The sequence below is a fragment of the Edaphobacter sp. 4G125 genome (genome assembly GCF_014274685.1).
In the GTDB taxonomy this organism is placed as follows: domain Bacteria; phylum Acidobacteriota; class Terriglobia; order Terriglobales; family Acidobacteriaceae; genus Edaphobacter.
On sequence record NZ_CP060393.1, the window covers coordinates 2,803,305 to 2,817,332 of the forward strand.

At 55.5% G+C, this 14,028-nt stretch carries 15 protein-coding genes; 11 read left to right on the plus strand and 4 right to left on the minus strand.

Going from position 1 to position 14,028, the window contains the following annotated elements; all coding sequences use genetic code 11:
- The first annotated feature begins 18 nt into the window (after nucleotides 1-18).
- Nucleotides 19-1,398, plus strand: coding sequence for an APC family permease (locus H7846_RS11695; RefSeq protein WP_186692292.1), 1,380 nt, complete (start codon nucleotides 19-21; stop codon nucleotides 1,396-1,398).
- Here the strand turns inward: H7846_RS11695 and glgA are convergent.
- Nucleotides 1,380-2,831, minus strand: coding sequence for a glycogen synthase GlgA (gene glgA / locus H7846_RS11700; RefSeq protein WP_186692294.1), 1,452 nt, complete (start codon nucleotides 2,829-2,831; stop codon nucleotides 1,380-1,382). The two genes, H7846_RS11695 and glgA, sit on opposite strands and share 19 nt — an antisense overlap.
- 81 nt (nucleotides 2,832-2,912) lie before the next feature.
- On the opposite strand from glgA, the gene rsmA reads away from it, so the two are divergent.
- On the plus strand, nucleotides 2,913-3,716 hold the full coding sequence (rsmA, locus tag H7846_RS11705; protein ID WP_186692296.1) for a 16S rRNA (adenine(1518)-N(6)/adenine(1519)-N(6))-dimethyltransferase RsmA: 804 nt from the start codon (nucleotides 2,913-2,915) through the stop codon (nucleotides 3,714-3,716).
- 9 nt (nucleotides 3,717-3,725) lie between these two features.
- On the opposite strand, the gene H7846_RS11710 is transcribed toward rsmA, so the two are convergent.
- Genes H7846_RS11710 through H7846_RS11720 form a run of 3 tightly spaced genes read right to left on the minus strand, consistent with a single transcriptional unit; the run spans nucleotide 3,726 to nucleotide 5,769 of the window.
- A complete protein-coding gene (locus H7846_RS11710) occupies nucleotides 3,726-4,433 on the minus strand; it encodes a hypothetical protein (protein ID WP_186692298.1) in 708 nt (235 codons plus the stop codon).
- The gene (ruvC, locus tag H7846_RS11715) at nucleotides 4,430-4,939 is read right to left on the minus strand and encodes a crossover junction endodeoxyribonuclease RuvC (protein ID WP_186692300.1); all 510 of its coding nucleotides are present in this window, start codon (nucleotides 4,937-4,939) and stop codon (nucleotides 4,430-4,432) included. Before ruvC ends, H7846_RS11710 begins: the two co-directional genes overlap by 4 nt.
- A 59-nt stretch (nucleotides 4,940-4,998) precedes the next feature.
- Nucleotides 4,999-5,769, minus strand: coding sequence for a thiazole synthase (locus H7846_RS11720; RefSeq protein WP_186692301.1), 771 nt, complete (start codon nucleotides 5,767-5,769; stop codon nucleotides 4,999-5,001).
- 440 nt (nucleotides 5,770-6,209) lie between these two features.
- Here H7846_RS11720 and H7846_RS11725 point away from each other — a divergent pair, with 440 nt between their 5' ends.
- From H7846_RS11725 to H7846_RS11765, 9 genes are all read left to right on the plus strand, one after another.
- Nucleotides 6,210-6,869 (plus strand): metal-dependent transcriptional regulator, encoded by a 660-nt coding sequence (locus tag H7846_RS11725; protein ID WP_186692303.1) that lies wholly within the window; start codon nucleotides 6,210-6,212, stop codon nucleotides 6,867-6,869.
- 77 nt (nucleotides 6,870-6,946) lie between these two features.
- Complete coding sequence (locus H7846_RS11730) at nucleotides 6,947-8,284, plus strand: Nramp family divalent metal transporter (protein WP_186692305.1); 1,338 nt, start codon at nucleotides 6,947-6,949, stop codon at nucleotides 8,282-8,284.
- 128 nt (nucleotides 8,285-8,412) lie between these two features.
- Entirely contained in the window at nucleotides 8,413-9,840 is a 1,428-nt protein-coding gene (locus H7846_RS11735) for a carbohydrate porin (protein ID WP_255460594.1), read from the plus strand.
- A gap of 137 nt (nucleotides 9,841-9,977) precedes the next feature.
- On the plus strand, nucleotides 9,978-10,925 hold the full coding sequence (locus H7846_RS11740) for a prepilin peptidase (protein WP_255460595.1): 948 nt from the start codon (nucleotides 9,978-9,980) through the stop codon (nucleotides 10,923-10,925).
- A 72-nt stretch (nucleotides 10,926-10,997) separates the two neighbouring features.
- Nucleotides 10,998-11,405 (plus strand): NADH-quinone oxidoreductase subunit A, encoded by a 408-nt coding sequence (locus H7846_RS11745; protein WP_186692311.1) that lies wholly within the window; start codon nucleotides 10,998-11,000, stop codon nucleotides 11,403-11,405.
- The gene (locus tag H7846_RS11750; protein WP_186692313.1) at nucleotides 11,405-11,887 is read left to right on the plus strand and encodes an NADH-quinone oxidoreductase subunit C; all 483 of its coding nucleotides are present in this window, start codon (nucleotides 11,405-11,407) and stop codon (nucleotides 11,885-11,887) included. The genes H7846_RS11745 and H7846_RS11750 overlap by 1 nt, the downstream gene beginning before the upstream one ends.
- Nucleotides 11,887-13,146, plus strand: coding sequence for an NADH dehydrogenase (quinone) subunit D (nuoD, locus tag H7846_RS11755; RefSeq protein ID WP_186692315.1), 1,260 nt, complete (start codon nucleotides 11,887-11,889; stop codon nucleotides 13,144-13,146). The genes H7846_RS11750 and nuoD overlap by 1 nt, the downstream gene beginning before the upstream one ends.
- Nucleotides 13,146-13,526, plus strand: coding sequence for a transcriptional regulator (locus tag H7846_RS11760; RefSeq protein ID WP_255460596.1), 381 nt, complete (start codon nucleotides 13,146-13,148; stop codon nucleotides 13,524-13,526). The genes nuoD and H7846_RS11760 overlap by 1 nt, the downstream gene beginning before the upstream one ends.
- Entirely contained in the window at nucleotides 13,519-14,028 is a 510-nt protein-coding gene (locus H7846_RS11765) for an NADH-quinone oxidoreductase subunit NuoE family protein (RefSeq protein WP_186692317.1), read from the plus strand. The genes H7846_RS11760 and H7846_RS11765 overlap by 8 nt, the downstream gene beginning before the upstream one ends.

Sequence of the window (14,028 nt, forward strand, 5' to 3'; positions counted from 1 at the left end):
CTAATCTCCGAGGAACGCATGCAAACGAGCGGCCAGCCTCAGACAGAACTTCCGCGCGTCCTGAACGCCTCCCACGCTACTTCCATCGTCGTCGGAATCATTATTGGCAGTGGAATCTTTCTCGTTCCGCGCGAGATGATGGCAGCAGTCGGATCGTCGGGAATGGTCTACCTTGTCTGGATCGTAGGCGGCCTGCTCTCGCTCTTCGGAGCCATGACCTATGCAGAAGTTGCTGCCCTTCGCCCCAAATATGGTGGAGAGTACGCTTTCCTCCGCGATGCCTATGGTGATCTCACCGGCTTCCTCTATATGTGGACTTGGATCACCATCGCCAAACCAGCATCCATCGCGACCATCGCAGCAGGCCTCGCGCGTGTTCTGGCAACCTTCCCTATCTTTTACTTCTTTGAACACCGCGCCTTCGGACCACTGCTCTGGAGCCAGGTCTTTGCTATTGCCATGACCTGGCTCATCACAGGACTCAACATCCTGGGTACTCGCAAGTCTGGCAACGTTCAGCTTGCCCTTACCTGGCTCAAGATCCTTCTCATTGTCGTGATTGCCTGCTTTTGCTTCGGCGCCGCTGGCGACCGCGGAACCTGGCACAACTTCGCCACCGAGTTTACCCGAGCCCGGGGAGGCTTCTCCGGCTTCATGATCGCGCTCATCGCAGCACTCTGGGCGTATGACGGATGGAGCGACGTAACCCAGATGGCAGGCGAGGTTCAGCAGCCACAGCGTAGCCTGCCTTTGGCGCTCATCGGTGGAGTCGCCATCGTCGGCAGCCTTTATATGCTGACCAACGCCGCCATCCAGTATGTAATGCCTGCTGCAGCCATCGCTGCTGCCGATCGTCCTGCCGCAGATGCTCTACGGCTCATCGCAGGGAACTGGGGAGCAGGGCTCGTTTCGATTGGAATGGCGGTCAGTATCTGTGCGACCTTTGTAGGCTCGTCACTCTCAGGGGCGCGAGTTCCCTTTGCCGCAGCCCACGATGGTCTCTTCTTCCGTCAGCTCGCGCATGTGCACCCGCGATTTCAGACGCCTTCCACTGCACTGATCCTTCAGGCTGTCCTTAGTACGCTGCTTTTGCTGGCCATCGGACGCTTCCAGGCACTCTTTTCTCTTGCGATCTTTGCGGAGTGGTTCTTTTACGCCCTGACAGCAAGCACCGTCTTTGTCTTTCGCAGGCGCGAACCGAATGTCATCCGGCCTTACAGTGTTTGGGGATACCCGGTTCTCCCGCTTTTATTTATAGCCGCCGCGATTGTGTTGCTGGTCTTCTCCTTTGCCGACCAGCCACGCAATTCCATCATTGGGACTCTCATCATTCTGATGGGAATTCCTTTGCATTACGCATTCCAAAGAAGGGCTCGCGGTCAGTTGCCGCGATTCTGAATCGTACGCTCATAGATCCGCACGTACTCCTGAGCTGGCTTCTCCCACGAAAAATCCTGCGCCATCCCTCGCTTCATCATGGCTGTCCAGGTCTTCTTTTGGCGGAAGGTCTCTAAGGCTCTCTGCACCGCATCCCAAAATGCGTTCGAATCGTAGCCCTCGAATTTAAAGCCGTTTCCCTGCCCGTCCGGCAGTTCTTCGATCGTGTCCTGCAAACCTCCGGTCGCCCGGACCACGGGAACCGTGCCATATTTCAGGCTGTAGATCTGGTTCAGGCCACCGGGCTCATAGCGCGAAGGCATCAGGAAGATATCGGAACCTGCTTCGATCTTGTGCGCCATCACGTTGTCGAATTTAACCTGAACCCTCATCTTCGACGGATATCGTTCCGCCGCCTCTGTGAGAAGACGCTCGTAATACTCCTCCCCACTACCCAGCATCACCAGGACCACGTCTTCCTGCATCAGACGGTCGAGGATATCGACAATAAAATCGATCCCCTTTTGAGTGGCCAGCCGCGAGACGACACCAAGCACGGTCGTATTCTCATGAACGTCTTCAAAGCGAAACGCATGGAGCAGATCGCGCCTGCACTCGCGCTTCCCCTCCAGTTTGCTCGCCGTGTAGTGATCCGCGATATGCGGATCAATGGCAGGATCCCACTCCGTGTAGTCTGCGCCATTGAGAATACCGAACAAGTCCCCCGCGCGGCTTCGAAACGTCCCCTCAAGCCCGTTGCCGAACTCCGGGGTCTGAATCTCCTGCGCGTACGTCTGGCTTACCGTGGTGATCGCATCCGCATACACCACCCCGCCTTTTAGGAAATTCACCTTGTCATAGTGCTCCAGTTTGTCTTTGGTGAACATGTCCCAGGGCAGAAGCAATGTTTCCATGGTGCGCGGAGGAAACCATCCCTGATACCCTCCGTTGTGGATCGTCAGAATCGTAGGGACCTTACGGAAGACGGGATCGAAGTAGTAAATCGATCTCAGCATGACTGCAAGCATCGCCGTCTGCCAGTCATGGACATGGAAGACATCCGGGACCCCGAGCACTTTGGTGGACTCGATCACGGCGCGGCAGAAGGCCCCAAAACGCTCGGCATTATCGGGATAATCCCCAGAGGGCGTCGCATAGTAACTCTCGCGATCGAACAGCTCCGGGCAATCCACAAAGTACATCTGAACTCCGTCGACAACTCCTCCATCCAGAAGGCGAGCGAAGCGGCTATACGAAGGAAATGGGATGGTAATGCTCTTCAAAATCACGGCAGGGCTGGGGACGGCCTTCGCCACTTGGCGATAGTACGGGATAAAAACTTGTGCTTTATGCCCCATCTTCACCAGCGTCTTCGGCAGTGCGCTGATCACATCCGCCAACCCTCCCGTCTTTGCCCAGGGTGCGCACTCCGATGCCGCGAACACAATATGCATGCCGTCTCCTTCGTCCTTCTTCCACCAAAACGTTAGTCTATACAAAGAGATGCAGAAAATAGCCTTTACGCTTCCGAACCCATGAAACGCAAGCCAAAACTCGGCCAAAACTTCCTTATTGACGACCGTGCACGTCATGCCATCGCCGATGCTCTCGGAGATGTGAGCCAGAAAACCGTTATCGAGATCGGCCCTGGACGCGGAGCCATTACCGAGATCCTCGCCCCACGATGCGGCAACTTAATCGCTCTCGAACTCGACCGCGAGCTGGCTCCCGCGCTCGCCCACCGTTTTGCAGACCAGCCTCAGGTCAAGATCGTCGAGATCGACGTCCTCAAGGCCGACCTCGCCTCTCTGATTCCGAGTGGGCAAACGGCAGACGTTATCGGAAACCTACCCTACTACATCACCTCAGATATTCTGCTGAAGCTCTTCGCCGCAGGTTCGACAGGGCTACTCTCACACGCCGTCGTAATGATGCAACGCGAAGTTGCCGATCGCGTCGCCGCATCGCCGGGCGTCAGGGATTATGGCCTGCTCTCCGCCACCGCGCAGATGAACGCCCGGGTTGAGCACCTCTTTACCCTGCCTCCCTCTGCCTTTTCGCCACCGCCAGAGGTTTACTCCAGCGTTTTACGATTACACTTTGCTCCACGATTCACCGAACTCGGAGTCGATCCATCTGGATTCGACCGTTTTCTCAAGCAGAGCTTCGCTCAGAAACGTAAAACTCTTGAAAATAACCTACGGGCAGCTGGGTATTCCTCGTCCGAATTGGCCACTAGCTGGCCGACGGACATGCCGCGTCAGGCGCGAGCAGAATCCCTCAGCCTGGAGGTAATGGCAGAACTCTACCGTTCTCTTAGAGGTAACCAGCAAAACTAGATTAGCCGGTTATCTGCTATTCTCTTCCGCCTGAGCCAACAACTTTGCAGCCCGCTCCCGCACCTTCTGCATCAGAGCCTCGTCGGCAACGATCGAGCGGAGCGATGGAGCGATATTGCCCAATTCGATTGCCCGCTTTTCTTCGACTTCATGTCCCAGGACATCCATCTCCGAATACAGACCCAGGCGATCGAATCGATGCAGAAAGTCCAGCTTTCGACCTTCGTCCATTGTGAAGGCAATTGCCTGAAACATATCGGTCAGCTGCGTTACGCTCTTGTTCTCTGAATAGTTATAAAGACAAGATCCCTGACCATCTGAACCTTTGTAGCTCAGGATCTTCTTGCCGGTATCAGCAATATTTTTAGCCTTCGAAGCGCACTCGATGTTGAACCGATCCAACGAATGAGCGGTTTTGAAAATCGTCTCTGTTGTCTGTGAAGTAACTTTAATGGGCCGATTGATCGGAGGACTCGCAGGGGCCTGCGTTCCTATTCCCGCTCCATTGCTTACTGGAGCGATCTGCGCCTGGTAGCTTCCGGTTCCATCCTCGTGGACGATAAGGGTGAACTTAGGAACCGGCAGACCATTGCGTTCGAACTGAAAGCTTACCTCGGCCGGCGAACCAGCCGCGCTTCCTAATGCAGGATTTGCAGAGGTAACTGCCTGTGCCCAGGTAGACGCCGTGATCCCGAGGAGCACGAACAGGGTCTTCATCGCAGAGTTCCCTGGGCCATCAAAGTTTGCGCTGTGTGGATATGGCAGATGGCAATCGCCAGAGCATCGGCGGCATCGGCTGATTCGGGAGCCTGATCCAGCTCCAGCAGGCGGGTCACCATGTACTGCACCTGCTCTTTCGCGGCAAGCCCGTAGCCCACGACCGAACTCTTGATCTTGAGCGGAGCGTATTCCACAACCTCTAACCCCATGCTAGCTGCGGCCAGCATCGCAACTCCACGAACCTGCCCCAGCTTTAGCGCCGATTTTGCGTTTGCAGAAAAGAAAACCTCTTCTATCGCAACGACCTCTGGCTGGTGCAATGCAATTGCGGCGGTCAATTCGGCATAGACCTGGGCCAGCCGTTGCGGCGTCTTCTGTTTTTTGTTGAGGCGAATCGTTCCCGCAGCAACATGAAACAAACGGGGCATCCGCGCCTCGCAGTCCACCTCAACTACACCGTATCCGGTGAACTCCGTGCCGCAGTCGATCCCAAAGACTCGCATGGGCGAAGTTTACTTCATTTTTGGGGCGCTTCCGACTGGCTGGCTTGAGTCCTGAGAGCTTACTTTGAGATTCCCTCCAGCGGAGAGCTTGCAGTCGCATAAAGTTTGCGCGGCATCCGGCCCGCCAGGTAGGCCTGTCGTCCGGCTAGGACTGCGTGCTGCATGGCTTCAGCCATCAGTAGAGGATCCTTGGCCTGAGCGATAGCAGTGTTCATCAAGACGCCATCAAAACCCAGCTCCATCGCGACGGTGGCGTCCGAGGCAGTCCCGACTCCCGCATCCACGATCAATGGAACTTCAGTGATCAGTTCGCGCAGAATCCGAAGATTCGCTGTGTTCTGCAACCCAAGACCGCTGCCGATGGGTGCCCCCAGAGGCATGACGGCGGCGGCTCCTACATCAATCAACCGCTTCGCAAATACAATATCATCAGATGTATACGGAAGAACTGTAAACCCTTCCTTTACTAAAACACGAGTCGCTTCCAGCGTTGCCTGAATGTCCGGATAGAGAGTCGCCTGATCCCCGATCACTTCAATCTTTACCCAGTCCGATAGCCCCACCTCACGAGCCAGACGAGCTGCCCGAATCGCCTCTTCAGCCGTGTAACAACCTGCGGTATTCGGCAGCAGGAAGTAGCGCTGGGGATCGATGTAGTCCAGCAGAGACTCGCTCGAACGATCGAGGTTTACCCGGCGCACAGCAACCGTCACCATTTCAGCACCAGAAGCCTCGATTGCGGCCTGAGTCTCCGGCCCATCTTTGTATTTTCCCGTTCCAACAATCAGTCGCGACTGAAAGGCTCTTCCTGCAATTACCAGAGGTGTCATGCTGTCCATTCTACGGCTAAACGCGAACGGCCCGTGCTCATCAAGAGCAGCGGGCCGTTGTCGGTGAACTGTTGAGATTGACCTGAGGCGTCCTTGTTTGGACTATGGCCTCGGCGGAGTACGTTCAGCAAACAACTGAAGCCGCCAGGACTTAAGAGCAAGGACGCTCTAAGCCTCAGTCACCTCACGTGTGTTGATGCAACTTTTACTATCAGATTTCATAGGCTGGATCATCCTCCTTTCCCGTGTCCGCACAGGCTACGCTTTTCCTCTGTTCGGAATCAAGTTCTCTCTTGTGTACGTTCGTCTTCGCGAGGAAATTGGAAATCTCTCCGCTTCGGCGACGTTGCTGCCTTCGGTCAAGAATGACACGGTGGGTATTTCGATAAGCCACCGGGGTTAGCTATAGTTAATTCGGAAGTAAAGCGGAGAAGAGCTGGATGAACTCCATTACGGTATCGAAGGAAGACTACCTCAAAGCGATTCTTGAGGCTGAGTCCGAAGGGCAACACGTCATCTCCGCAACTTTGGCGCACTGGTTGTCAGTCTCGGCTCCAGCCGTAACCATGGCCATTAAGCGCCTGAAGCGCGATGGGTATGTCCAGGTTAAAACCGATGGCACCATTCAACTCTCCGCCAAAGGCAAAGAGACAGCCTACAAAACAGCCCTTCGACACCATCTGATCGAACGAATGCTCTCCGAGATCTTTGGGATGCAGTGGTACGAGATTCACGACGAAGCCGAACGCCTTGAGCACGCGGTTTCACCGGCCTTCGAAGCCAAACTGATTGAAAAGTTAGGAGAGCGCGGAACCTGCCCTCATGGAAATTCGGTTCTCCCGGAAAGCCCTTTGCGGAGAAAAAAGCGTGGATTGATTCAGCTTTCTGAGGCCAAAGAGCAGGAAGACTACATCGTTACCAGCCTGTACGAACGCGATCCTCAGTTGCTTCTGTTTCTACACAAGCTTGGAATCGACCCTCAGTCTTCGATCCGAATTGGCGCGAGAAACTACGATGAAACTATATCGATCGAAACCCCAAAAGGCGCTTTCACCCTCGGAAAACCCGCAGCCGAAAAGATCTGGGTGCGCATCAAGTAATCTACTGATTACAATTTATTATTAATCATGGTTAACGTTTCATGTCATACTCGTCTTAAGGGCCTTTCGCTTGAGGCATGGAGACCACAACCACATCGACCGTGACGAAACCTGAGACGGGCCGTCTCCCGTCCTTATCGGGAGCTCATGCCAGTGTTCGCGTCTCGAACTCCCATCAGCTTTGGCGACGTGCCGCAGGATTCCTTGGACCGGGATTCATGGTTGCTGTCGGGTACATGGATCCTGGCAATTGGGCTACCGATCTCGCCGCCGGATCGAAATACGGATATACACTTCTGTTCGTCATCATGGCCTCAAACCTGATGGCCATTCTGCTGCAAAGCCTTGCTCTCAAACTTGGAATCGCAACAGAGCGCGACCTAGCGCAGGCGTGCCGCGATCGCTACAGCCGCCCGGTCAACATCGTGCTCTGGATCTTCGCTGAGATTGCGATTGCTGCCTGCGATCTAGCGGAAGTTATTGGCTCTGCGATTGCTCTTGAGCTTCTCTTCGGAATACCCCTGATCGTCGGCGTCATTATTACCAGCCTCGATGTGCTTCTCATTCTTCTGCTGGAACATCGTGGTTTCCGTTACCTTGAAGCTTTTGTCATGGTCCTGATCGGAACGATTGCGGTGCTCTTCGGGATCGAGATTCTCCTGTCCCGCCCAGAGTGGTCGCCTATCCTCTACAACCTCTTCGTTCCCTCCAAATCGATCGTCTCCAACCCGGAGATGCTCTATATCGCCATCAGCATTTTAGGTGCGACGGTGATGCCTCACAACCTCTACCTGCATTCGTCCATCGTGCAGACGCGCGATTATCCCCGCACTCTCGCCGGGAAGCGTGAGGCCATTCGCCTGGCAAACTTCGATTCCGCAACGGCGCTCACGATCGCCCTATTTATCAATGCCGCCATCCTGATTGTGGCGGCCGCTGTATTCCACCGCAGCGGGCACACGGAGGTCGCGGAGATTAGCGACGCGTACAAGCTGCTCACTCCTTTGCTGGGCTTTACCGGAGCCAGCATGATGTTTGCCCTCGCCTTACTCGCCTCAGGTCAGAACTCGACGATTACCGGCACACTGGCGGGACAGATTGTCATGGAGGGCTTTCTCGATCTTCGCCTTCCAAACTGGCAACGGCGTCTCATCACGCGTTTGATTGCGATCGTACCCACCATCATCGTCACAGCAATTTATGGGAGTTCAGGCACGGGCCGTCTATTAGTCTTTAGTCAGGTCATCCTGAGTATGCAGCTCAGTTTTGCAGTCTTCCCTCTGGTGCGGTTTACGAGCGATTCGGCTCTGATGGGATCTTTCGTCAACAAAGCCTGGATTCGTATAGCAGGATGGTTTGTCGCTCTTCTTATCGCAGCTCTCAACGGCTGGCTCTTGCTGGAAACCTTTCGATAGACTCAAACCATCCCGTGAACTCTTTTCTCTCCTGCCGTTTTCTAATTGAAAATAGATTATTTTTGCGCAACATTCATCTTCTTCCTGCACCCTCTATACAGTTAATTAATATCTCGGGTATTCGAAAATTGATTCGACCCTTTCAAGCCCTCCTTCTTCTCACACTGACCCTCCCGATCTACGCCAACAATCAGCGCGGCAGCAAAAATGCACCTTCTCCGGAGCCCCTTCCCGACGCCCCGGCACCTGCAGAAAGCCTAAGCATCTTTCCGCACTCAGATTCCACCCGCTATTTCATCTCGGGACAGGCCAATATCATTCTCCAGGCCCACGGCCCATTCCATTCGCCTTACGACGGCACGAATAGCCTGCAAGGCCGTGGCGAATATAAAACATCCCTCGTGGGGACACTCTTCCTCGGGCTTCAACTCCATCACAACCTGCGCTATGCCACCGACGCCATCGTCGACTTTGAATCCACGGGCGGCCGCGGTATCAGCCAAGCCCTCGGACTTGCAGGATTCACCAATCTCGATGTCGTCCGCAATCCAAATCTGGGATCGAAGCCCTACGTGGCGCGTGTCCAGATTCATCAGGTCATCGGCCTGACTGACAAGTTGGTCGAATCCGATCGCACTCCGTATTCCCTGGCAACACAGTTGCCGGAGCGCCGATTCGAGCTTCACGTCGGCAAGATGAGCTTGCCTGACTACTTCGACATCAACTCTATCGGTTCCGATAGTCACCTTCAGTTCCTCAACTGGACCGTTGATAACAATGGAGCCTGGGACTATGCCGCCGATACTCGAGGCTACACCTACGGCGCTGTCCTCGAATACCATGACCGATCATGGTCAGCCCGATACGGCCTCGCTGCTATGCCTACAGTAGCCAACGGGATCGATCTCGACTGGGCCTTCAGCCGCGCGACTGGACAGAACTTCGAGTTCGAACTGCGCAAGTCGCTGCTCGGCCATCTCGCCTCTCCCGAACGCAAAGGAACCGTGCGCGTCCTCAGCTTCGTCAACCGCGCCCATATGGGACTTTATCGAGATGCAGTGAATGCCTTTCTTGCAGGCCACGATCCAAAACCCGACATCACAGCTCATGAGAGGTTCAGAGAGGTCAAATACGGTTTTGGCTTGAACGTCGAACAGGAGATCACTCAAAACCTGCGAACCTTTGCGCGATTCGGCTGGAACGAGGGTCAACACGAGTCCTATGCCTATACCGAGGTCGATCAGACCGTGGCCTTTGGTGGCGACTACTCCGGTCGTGGATTCTCTCGCCCGAATGACAAGATTGGCGTTGCCTTTGTCTCCAATGCCATCTCGCGAGACCACCAGAACTATCTGCGCTATGGCGGACTGGGCTTTCTTCTGGGCGACGGCACGTTGAATTACGCTCGCGAAAACATCGTCGAAAGCTACTACAATCTGCACGCATGGCGCGGGCTGTACTATGCGCTCAATATGCAGTTCATCGATCATCCTGGCTACAACAAAGACCGTGGCCCGGTACTCGTCGAAGCTCTTCGTATGCACGTCGACTTCTAAAAAAGCGAATCCAGTGTTCCTCCGCTCCACTGAAGACTTCATGTGCTGGTTTTCCTGATAGCAAGCCTGCACCGTCTTCTTCTGGTCTTGGGATACACCTATGCTGGTTTCGCTCTGATCGCCGTATACTTTTCTGTGTGACCTCGCGCATCGTCTACGAAGCAGCTGGTTTCATTCTCGGCCTGATCTTCGGCAGCTTTCTCAATGTCTGCATCTCTCGCCTGCCGCAGCGAAACTCCATCGTCAAACCTGGATCGCATTGCCCAGAGTGCAAAGCTCCCATTCGCTGGTACGACAATTTTCCGGTTCTCAGCTGGCTTTTTTTACGAGGCCGATGCCGTGATTGCAACCAGCCCATTCCGTGGCGCTATCCCGCCGTTGAGATGGCTACCGCTGTCTGGTTCACGATTCAGGCCGCGAGACTCCATACGATTCTGCATTTTTACTTCTTCAACAGCGGCCACAACGCGCCCTCTTCGTATGCACCGTTTGCGATCATCACCAATCTTGCCGTCACCATCCTGGGCTTTCTGCTGATTGGGCTGATGGTAATGGACTGGCAGACTGGGCTCCTTCCGGACTCGTTCACCTGGACAGGAATCATCCTCGGCTTCGTGCTGATCTGTGCACAGGCCATCTTCCTGGGGCCCACCGAGGATCAGGTCCTGCTGACCCGCAACAGCATCAAGCTGACCAGCGTGGGAGCAACCACCGATCCCGGTAACGTCTTCCTTACCGGCCCGGAAGCTCTCATCGGGGGTCGCCTGCTGGCGATTGTGGGAGCGGCACTAGTTCTGCTCGTTATCCGTTGGCTCTATCGCTCCATCAGGCACCGGGAGGGGATGGGCTTGGGCGACGTCAAAATGCTGGCAATGATCGCCGCGTTGCTCGGATTCTGGCCATCTATCCTGTCGCTGTTCTTTGGGACGTTGGTTGCCAGCCTTTATGGCGTCTATCTCCTCGTCCGTGGCCGAGCCGCCGGCTCAACCAGGCTCCCCTTCGGTAGCTTTTTAGCGGCAGGAGGCTTGCTTGCGGCACAAATCGGCGACCGCATCATCGATGCCTACTCTCAGCTTTTGCGTTGAAGGCGCGATAGCCGCACAAATAGGCGTTTGGCTTGACACTGGACAACCACAAACTTAGTCTCAAAGATGGCCATGCACAATTATCCTTACATCTGGAACTATCTTCCGCTTGTCCTGCAAATTCTAGTAGCTCTTGGTCTTGCATGCGGAATGGTGGGGGCCTCGTTTCTGATCGGCAAGCATAAAAACTCACGCACCAAGGCTGGACCCTACGAGTGCGGCATGGACCCCATCGGCGACGCGCGCGGTCGCTTCTCGGTCCGCTTTTATATGGTTGCGATGCTCTTTATTCTCTTCGACGTCGAAGCCGTCTTCATGTTGCCCTGGGCGGTCATCTTTCGGCGTCTACCCCAGATCACCGGGTCGAAGATGTTTGGTTTCTATGAGATGCTCGTTTACCTCGGCTTCGTCGCCGTAGGCCTCTTCTATGTATGGAAGAAGGGCGTCCTTGACTGGTCCACCGACAAGGGAGATCTCTAATGGCCCCGGCAATCTTTGGAACTCAGGCCGTCTTTGAGGCGTTTCCCGACGAGCCTGCCGTAAAGGCGCTCTCTCATCTCGCGACCGACGCCAAATTTGATCGCGGTGAGCTGACACTTACCGTCGCCCGCGAAAACATTGTCGCAGCCTGTCAGGCCGTGAAGCAGGCTGGGTATAACTTCTTCGAGGATGTCACCGCCGTCGACTGGTATCCCTCGGAGCCCCGTTTTCAGGTCAGCTACAGCTTTCTCTCTCACGCTTTGAAGCGCCGCCTTCGCCTTGTAGTTCGCCTGGTCGGCGACGACGCCTCCCTCGACAGCATCACAGGGGCATGGCCTGCGGCGAACTTCTATGAACGCGAGGTCTTCGACCTCTTCGGCATTCACTTCGGCGGCCATCCCAACCTGCGCCGCATCATGATGCCTGAAGACTGGAAGGGCAACCCGCTGCGTAAAGACTACCCCGTGGAGGGCTACCGCTAATGTCTCCTGTTGCCGCTCCTGACCAGATCATCCCCGGAATTGAAGACGTCGTCGCGGACGCCAATCTCCACAAGCATGGCACCGACCCCATCGCCGACCAGACGATGGTCATCAACATGGGGCCGCAGCACCCTTCGACCCACGGTGTGCTCCGCCTGGTGCTCGAGATCGACGGCGAAACCGTCGTCTCCCTGGCGCCCGATATCGGCTATCTGCATACCGGCATCGAGAAGACCTGCGAGGCAAAGTTCTACCAACAGGTTGTTCCGCTGACCGATCGCATCGACTATCTCTCGCCGATGACCAACAACACGGCGTACGCTCTTGCAGTCGAAAAGCTGCTAGAGCTTGAGATTCCCGAAAAGGCCCAGTGGCTGCGCGTGCTCTTCAACGAGCTGATGCGCATTAACTCGCACCTGGTCTGGCTGGGAACGCACGCGATGGACATCGGCGCTCTCACCGTCTTCCTCTACTGTTTCCGCGAGCGCGAGCAGCTAATGCGCATCTTCGAGGCCGTTAGCGGCCAGCGCATGATGACCAGCTATATCCGTATCGGCGGCGTCAGCCTTGAGCCACCTCTAGGCCTCTTCGAGGCGATCCGAGCCTTCCTCCTCGACTTCCCCTCGAAGATCGACCAGTACGAGTCGCTTCTCACAGGCAATCCCATTTGGATCAACCGTCTGAAGGGCGTGGGCTACATTACACCTGAAGATGCCATCGCCCTCGGCGTCTCCGGCCCTCCTCTACGTGCGGCTGGAATCGACTTCGACCTGCGCCGCGACATGCCGTACTCCAGCTACGAGAAGTTCCAGTTCAAGGTGCCGGTTACGACCGAAAGCGACGTCTGGGCACGCTATGTACTGCGCATGGAGGAGATGCGCGAATCGGTCAAAATCTGCCTGCAGGCGCTGGACGGCATGCCCGAAGGCCGCATCGTCGCCGACGCGCCGAAGATCATCCTGCCCGACCGTGAGCAGATGAAGACCCAGATGGAGTCGCTGATCCATCACTTCAAGATTGTCACCGAGGGTTTTGCGGTTCCGGCCGGTGAAGCCACCAGCTCAGTAGAAGCGGCGCACGGCATGATGAATTACTACGTCGTCTCTGACGGCACCGCCAAGCCTTATCGTGTGCACATGCGCAATGCTGACTTTGCAAATCTTCAGGCACTCGAGACCATGTGCAAAGGCAGGCTGCTCGCCGACGTTGTTGCAGTCATCGGTTCTCTCGACATCGTATTGGGAGCCATCGATCGCTAATGCCATTGCCTGTCATTCTGAGCGAAGAGAAGAATTCCTGTATCTCGCTAAGAACGACACCGAATTTGGAGGCAGTCCATATCAACGACCGACTCCATCATGAACTTTGGACCTCCTGGGCGTCGTTGCTTCGCTCCTACGCCGCCGCCCATGGACTCAACAGCCGGCATCATGCAGTCGTCGAGGTCGGCGCAGACGAGATCACGCTTCGTGTCGCCAGTCGTTGGCTTCGTTTTACGCACGATCTCGCCGAAGGCAGCGAAGGAAATCGTTCTTCCTTTTCACTGGAAGAGGATGGAACGGTTAAACTGGATGGAAAGACACAGGAGATGGACCTTGCCGCCGAACAACTGGCGCGGGAGATGATGCACAGTGAGTAAGATCGCCAATTCAATCTTTACGCCCGAGACCGCAACGCGCTTCGACCACTTGGTCACGCTTTATCCGGTCAAGCGCTCCGCCCTCGTCCCCATGCTGCTCTACGCGCAGGACGAAGTTGGCTACGTCTCCGACGCCGTTGTCACCGAGATCGCCCAGCGGCTCGACCTGCTTGAGTTGGACGTCCGCAATGTGCTTTCGTACTACTCCATGCTCCGTACCAAGCCTGCGGGCAAGTACAACGTGCAGGTCTGTACCAATATCTCCTGTATGTTGCGCGGCGGGTACGAGATTCTCGATCACTGCAAGCACAAGCTTGGTATCGGCCATAAAGAGGTCACCGCCGACAAGCTTTTCTCCCTTGAAGAGGTCGAATGCATCGGAGCCTGTTGCTGGGCGCCGGTCATGCAGGTCAATTATGACTTCCACGACAATCTCACCCCCGCCAAGGTCGACGACATTCTCGAGACCTACCGCGCCGGCAAGGGAAAGGATGTGAAGTAA